6 protein-coding genes are annotated in these 7,076 nt (G+C 38.3%); 5 read left to right on the top strand and 1 reads right to left on the bottom strand.

Going from position 1 to position 7,076, the window contains the following annotated elements; genetic code table 11:
- The 5 genes from A2003_RS02030 to mdh all read left to right on the top strand — a co-directional run.
- Nucleotides 1-646, top strand: a 646-nt coding sequence (locus tag A2003_RS02030; protein WP_286686738.1) for an acetyl-CoA C-acyltransferase, incomplete at its 5' end; no start/stop codon positions are given.
- Nucleotides 646-1,419 carry a 3-oxoadipate enol-lactonase gene (pcaD, locus tag A2003_RS02025; protein ID WP_039047304.1) on the top strand — a complete coding sequence of 258 codons (774 nt, stop codon included), beginning with the start codon at nt 646-648 and terminating at the stop codon, nt 1,417-1,419. The genes A2003_RS02030 and pcaD, both read left to right, overlap by 1 nt.
- Nucleotides 1,420-1,606: 187 nt before the next feature.
- The gene (locus A2003_RS02020) at nt 1,607-2,971 is read left to right on the top strand and encodes an aromatic acid/H+ symport family MFS transporter (RefSeq protein WP_286686737.1); all 1,365 of its coding nucleotides are present in this window, start codon (nt 1,607-1,609) and stop codon (nt 2,969-2,971) included.
- A gap of 52 nt (nt 2,972-3,023) precedes the next feature.
- Nucleotides 3,024-4,277, top strand: coding sequence for an OprD family outer membrane porin (locus A2003_RS02015; RefSeq protein WP_039047302.1), 1,254 nt, complete (start codon nt 3,024-3,026; stop codon nt 4,275-4,277).
- Between the two features lie 176 nt (nt 4,278-4,453).
- On the top strand, nt 4,454-5,626 hold the full coding sequence (gene mdh / locus A2003_RS02010; RefSeq protein WP_039047301.1) for an iron-dependent methanol dehydrogenase: 1,173 nt from the start codon (nt 4,454-4,456) through the stop codon (nt 5,624-5,626).
- A gap of 222 nt (nt 5,627-5,848) precedes the next feature.
- Here the strand turns inward: mdh and A2003_RS02005 are convergent, their stop codons facing one another.
- Nucleotides 5,849-7,030: a transcriptional regulator gene (locus A2003_RS02005; RefSeq protein ID WP_005402604.1), complete on the bottom strand. Its 1,182-nt coding sequence runs from the start codon at nt 7,028-7,030 to the stop codon at nt 5,849-5,851.
- Nucleotides 7,031-7,076 lie beyond the last annotated feature (46 nt).

Genomic DNA, 7,076 nt, shown 5'->3' with positions numbered 1-7,076 from the left:
AGCACAAGCCAAAGGCTTTTTTAAACAAGAAATCGTTCCAGTCACGATCCCACAACGTAAAGGTGATGTGGTCGTGATTGATACCGATGAACACCCACGTGCATCGACCACGATTGAAGCATTGACCAAACTCAAAGGTGTGGTGAAAGCAGATGGCACAGTCACTGCGGGTAACGCTTCAGGCATTAATGATGGTGCAGCAGCACTATTGATAGCCTCAGATGATGCGGTTGCTCAATACCAACTTAAGCCACGTGCCAAAATCATTGCAGCCACTACGGTGGGTGTTGAACCCCGCATTATGGGTTTTGCCCCTGCGCCTGCAATCAAAAAGTTACTGAAACAAGCCAATCTGACTTTAGAACAAATGGATGTGATTGAGTTAAACGAAGCCTTTGCAGCTCAAGCTCTAGCGGTGACTCGTGATTTAGGTTTGGCAGATGATGATGCACGTATCAATCCAAATGGTGGTGCGATCGCTTTAGGTCATCCACTGGGTGCATCGGGTGCGAGATTAGTGACCACTGCGCTGAACCAACTTGAACAGATCAAGGGACAATATGCTTTGTGTTCGATGTGTATCGGTGTGGGTCAAGGTATTGCTTTGATTATTCAGCGTGTTGATCTAGATACAGGAGAACAGTAATGCCGATGTTCCAATCCGCAGATGTCATGATTCATTATCAGACTTTTGGTGATGTAAATGCCCCTGCTCTGGTGTTCTCCAATTCCCTAGGTACGAATTTTGGGATGTGGCAACAGCAGTTTAATTTTTTTAAAGATCGCTTTTTTGTGATTTGTTATGACACTCGTGGTCATGGTTCATCTTCTACTCCAACTGGTCCTTACACTTTGCAGCAGTTAGGTGAAGATGTGATTGCTTTACTAGATCATTTGAAGATTGAAAAAGCCGCCTTTTGTGGAATTTCAATGGGTGGACTAACTGGACAATGGTTAGCGATTCATTATCCATCTCGTTTTAGTCATGTGATTGTTGCCAATACAGCAGCGAAGATTGGACAGGAACAAGCATGGCAAGATCGTGCCGAACTGGTACGAAAGCAAGGTTTAGAACCAATTGCTGCAACCGCAGCATCTCGTTGGTTTACCGATCCCTTTCTCCAAAGTCATCCTTCAGTTGGTAGCCACCTATGTAACGACTTAAGTGCTGGCAGTGCACTGGGCTATGCCAATTGTTGTGAGGCTTTGGCTAAAGCGGATCTTCGTGATGAACTAAAACAAATCATGATACCTGTTTTAATTATTGCAGGAACTCATGATCCTGTGACCACAGTTACAGATGCTGAATGGATGTTGCAACACATACCAAATGCTCAGTTGGTTGAAATTAATGCTTCGCATATTTCAAACGTTGAAGCGCCTGTTGAGTTTAATCAGTATATAAATCAATTTATTTAATATACCTATTGTTATAAAAAGCAGAGTATAAAATACTCTGCTTTTTGTCGTCTAAAATTTAGATAGAAAATAATAAATTCAATACCTTAAAGACATAAAGATATATCAATTTAGTTTTTGACTGAATCTCCATAACAAAATAGTTTAAACATTAATAAAACAAAGCTTCACAAATTGGAGGTGAAGGATGTATATGGAAAAAGTAAATATCAATGAAACAATTGATAATGCAAAATTTAGTTTATTTCATTGGAAGGTTTTAGTTTGGTGCTTACTAATTATTATTTTCGACGGCTATGATTTGGTTATTTACGGTGTTGCATTACCATTATTAATGCAGCAATGGTCATTAACGGCTGTTCAAGCAGGATTATTAGCAAGTGCTGCCCTATTTGGAATGATGTTTGGTGCAATGATATTCGGTACATTATCAGATCGTTTAGGAAGAAAGAAAACCATCATGATCTGTGTCACTTTATTTAGTGGTTTTACATTTCTAGGGGCTTTTACAACCAATCCCGTTGAATTTGCAATTTTAAGATTCATAGCAGGATTAGGTATAGGTGGCGTAATGCCAAACGTTGTTGCATTAATGACGGAATATGCACCTAAAAAAATTCGAAGTACTTTAGTCGCAATTATGTTTAGTGGCTATGCTATTGGTGGTATGACTTCAGCATTATTAGGTGCTTGGTTGGTAAAAGATATGGGATGGCAAATCATGTTCCTGATTGCAGGGATTCCATTGTTAATGTTGCCTATCATTTGGAAATTCCTACCTGAGTCATTGGCATTTCTGATCAAATCTGGAAAGGAAGAACAAGCTAAACAGATCATCAATAAGCTGCTACCTACACAAGACATTCATCAAAATACTCAATTGGTTTTCAATGAAAATATTCATCATGAAGCACCAGTAAAAGCCCTTTTCCAAGATGGTCGTGCATTTAGTACATTCATGTTTTGGATCGCTTTCTTTATGTGCCTATTAATGGTGTACGCATTGGGAAGTTGGTTACCTAAATTGATGTTGCAAGCAGGATATTCTTTAGGCGCAAGTATGCTGTTCTTATTTGCATTGAACATTGGCGGTATGGTTGGTGCAATTGGAGGCGGTGCTTTAGCAGATCGATTCCATTTAAAACCCGTCATTACCTCAATGTTTGTAATCGGAGCTGCTGCCTTAATACTATTGGGATTCAACAGTCCTCAAATTGTTCTCTATAGCTTAATTGCTTTAGCAGGTGCAGCAACGATCGGTTCACAAATTCTTCTATATACTTTCGTTGCACAATTTTATCCAACTACTGTTCGCTCAACAGGTATGGGCTGGGCATCAGGTATCGGTCGTATAGGTGCAATTATCGGACCTGTACTTACAGGTGCATTGCTCACTTTTGAACTACCTCATCAAATGAACTTCTTAGCAATTGCAATTCCAGGTGTGATTGCTGCATTTGCGATCTTCCTCGTCAATCTAAAAGTCTCGGTCAATGTACCTGAAAGTTCAAAATCAACTCTTCAAACACAAGCTTCAGTCAACCAGCAATAAGTAATGTTGCGCCGAGGATTGGCGCAACTCAACTCAGGATGGAAATTAAAAAATGCATACATTTAAATGTAATAAGCTTATTTTGTCCTCTATTTCACTCCTAGGTGGATTAGTTTCAACTTCACTTTGGGCTGATAATGAAAGCGCTAAAGAAGAATGGAAATTTACCTTAAAAAATGCCTACATCAATCGTAATTTTGAGAATGAAGCATTAAAGGATACTGGAAGTTGGTCTCAAGCTGCCTCTTTATTTTATAACTCACGAATGCTTGAGACACCATTAAGTATTGCTGAAAAACCTTTGACAATCGGTGTGGATGCTTCCGTTCAATATGCTGTTAGATTAAGTTCAGATAAACATGTGGCTGATACGGTATTACCATTTGATAAAGCGACTCAATCACAAGCTTCCGATTATTTAAAACACGGCGCCACCTTAAAATTGGGTTATGACCAAACCTTGTTGAGTGTTGGTGAGCTTTGGTTAGACTTACCTGTTACTGCCGTAGATAGCAGTCGTCAGCTCTTAACATCTTATTGGGGTGCAAACCTTAAGTCACAATTAACTGATCAACTTTACGCAGAAATAGGTCGTGTTGAAAAAGTATCCCCTCGTAATGAAGAAGATTTTCGTAAATTCTCTTTTACTTCAAATGGAAAGACAGAATACTCAGATGGCTTAAATTATATTGATTTACGCTATCAGTTCTCCCCTGATTTAAAGGGAGAATATTATTATGGCAACATGGAGGATTTATACAATAAACATTATTTGGGTTTAGAGCATAATTTGAAAGGTAAAAATTATGTGCTTAATTCAAAATTTAAATATTTTAATGCTCAAGAAGATGGAAATGATTTTAATATTGATGCACAAAATATTGGTTTATTAGAAACATTGAAAGTAAATAATCATACTTTTGGTTTAGGCTATCAGCAAATTATTGGTGAATCTGCCTACCCATTACCAGATGGTTTTCTTCCTGAAACATATTTCATTAATTGGAATGCTACAGGTTTCTTTAAGAAAGATGAAAAGTCATATCATTTTATTTATGGTTATAATTTTAAAGATTATATCCCTGGTTTTAATGCAGCCGTAAAATATGTTTATGGTGGGGATTTCGAAACGGCTGATGGTAAAAAAAATCATGAAAGTGAGTCTAATATTATCTTGAACTATGCTTTTCAACAGCCCTATCTCAAAGGTTTGGCATTGCAATATATTCGAATTGATTATGATGTGAAGCATGGAAATGATTTTGGTGAGGATCGCATGTTTGTAAACTACACTCATAAATTCTAAAGACTTAAACTTTGTATAGGGATACTCAACTTTATGTAGCGTATCCCTTTTATTTTTAAAACAATATTTTGGTAGGTATTTGGTAGGTAGGAAATTTTTTTAAGCACTCCATACTAAGTTCAAGGTGTAACTCACCTGAATAACAAACAATGGAAAATGGAAGAAGGAATCACTCCATGGCTTTTAAAAATATTGCAGATCAAACAAACGGTTTTTATATTCCTTGCGTTTCTCTCTTTGGTCCAGGCTGTGCAAAAGAGATTGGAACGAAAGCACAAAATCTCGGTGCAAAAAAAGCATTAATCGTTACAGACGAAGGTCTATTTAAATTTGGTGTAGCAGATACTATTTCAGGATATTTGAAAGAAGCTGGTGTAGATAGCCACATCTTTCCAGGTGCAGAGCCTAACCCAACAGATATTAACGTTCATAATGGTGTACAGGCCTACAATGATCATGGCTGTGACTTTATTGTTTCTTTAGGTGGTGGGTCATCTCATGACTGTGCAAAAGGAATTGGTTTAGTTACCGCTGGCGGCGGACATATTCGTGATTATGAAGGAATTGATAAAAGTACAGTTCCGATGACTCCCTTGATTGCAATCAATACTACAGCAGGTACAGCCTCAGAAATGACGCGTTTCTGCATCATTACCAACACGGATACTCATGTCAAAATGGCAATTGTAGACTGGCGTTGTACACCTCTGATTGCAATTGATGACCCTAAGCTTATGGTTGCAAAACCTGCAGGTTTAACGGCAGCTACAGGAATGGATGCATTAACTCATGCCGTCGAAGCTTATGTCTCTACTGCTGCAAATCCAATTACAGATGCCTGTGCTGAGAAAGCCATTACTATGATCAGTCAATGGTTACGCCCTGCTGTAGCCAATGGTGAAAATATCGAAGCACGCGATGCAATGAGCTATGCACAATATCTAGCGGGTATGGCATTTAATAATGCATCTCTAGGTTATGTCCATGCAATGGCACATCAGCTTGGTGGGTTCTACAATCTTCCTCATGGCGTATGTAATGCGGTGCTTTTACCACATGTATGCGAATTTAATTTAATCGCTTGCCAAGATCGTTATGCAAAAATTGCAGAGTTAATGGGCGTTAATGTTGAAGGTTTCACTGAAACAGAAGCTGCATTTGCCGCAATTGATGCAATTCGTGAACTCTCATCATCAATTGGCATCCCATCAGGATTAACCGAACTTGGTGTAAAAACTGAGGACTTGGCAATAATGGCTGAAAATGCTCAAAAAGATGCATGTATGCTGACCAACCCACGTAAAGCAACACATGCTCAAGTTGTAGAAATTTTTAAAGCTGCTTTATAACGCTTTCCTCTCAAAAGTAAGCCAGAACTCCGAGACTTGGCTTACTTTTTTGTGGGAATATTAAAATGGTTATATTCCCACTTTTTTATATAAATTAAAATTCAAAGTAAACAATTATTTATTTAATTTTTTAATCTTTCTACAGAATAGCGAGTTCTTTTTCAGGCAAAGTAAATTTCATTTTTTAATTAACGCTAGACAATCCTAATTTCAAATATTCAATCAATATACGTCTTTAAACTTACTCAAAGATAAGCGTGCAGGATGTTCGCTCGGGAACAATTCCATTAGACGTTCTACAGCATCGATTGCTTCTGGGAAATGGGCCACATGTTTAAGGAGTAGGTCTGTTTCTTTAGTTTTGAAAATCGCATCGCTTAAGCGAGACTCAAGACAATCACGCCATGCACATAAAAATGGACTTTCAGTTTTAGAGAGGAAAACACCTTTATATAATTGAAGTGCAGACGCGACATAACCTGCATCTAAGGCCTGCTCTGCTGATAAAAAATCAGCTTCAACATCAGCCAGTAGACGATATGGGCGAGAACCCAACATACCACCTAAAATATCCCGTAGTTGAGACATTTCTGCTTTGAGCGTACCGATACTCACCTTACGCTCACCATATAATGCTTGATGTAAATTTTCTAAATTCAAGCCATTTGGACATAAGGCTAAAATGACTAATATCTCGACCTGTCTTGGAGTTAATACCAATGATTTATGGTTAAAAATAATTTGAGGCGTGGCAAAGGCACGAATATATAAACGTTGGCGCTGTTGTTCGATTAAAGCAGTTTGAATAATAGATGCACATCGTTCAGCAGCTAATACACCAAGTGTATTGTGTTTTTTCCATGTCGTAGATAAATCAACGACACCCAATACCTGTTTTGAATACGGGTCTAAAATTGGTGCTGCATAGCACACCCAATCATGAATAGACTCCATGTAATGTTCATTTGAGAACACACAACTTGATTGTTGAGTTTTTAAAGAAAGTGCTAGAGCATTGGTTCCGACCATATCTTCAGCCCACTGCCCACCTGCAATAAAATGCACTTTTTCAGCTGCACTTTGCATTTGATTACTAGATGCAGTCCAAATAATCGTACTTCCAACGTCACCTACCGCGATAACCATTGAGGATTGTTCTGCAATATGACTTAGTTCATCGGAACAGGTCTCAAGTGCTAGGTCCAAACTGCTTTTGTTCTTTTTATTTTGACTTAATAGTGGTGCTGCTAAGCGTTCTTTAGGAATCGAGGACGAAACAGATCGCTGCCATGAACTCGCAATACTTTGACCAAGTTTTTCAGCATTTTGTGGCGACAGACTACTTTGTTTTTTTAGCTGATCAACGGACGAACGATGTTGCAATAACTCTTGTTTTGTAAACATTTGTGTATCCCTCACACTTGATCATGGTTTCCAACCTTTCTCCAAC

This window comes from Acinetobacter sp. GWC1_38_13 (genome assembly GCF_001767535.1).
Classification (GTDB): Bacteria; Pseudomonadota; Gammaproteobacteria; order Pseudomonadales; family Moraxellaceae; genus Acinetobacter; species Acinetobacter junii.
Note: the sequence above shows the minus strand (reverse complement) of the source record. Positions and strands in the feature narration are given on the sequence as shown.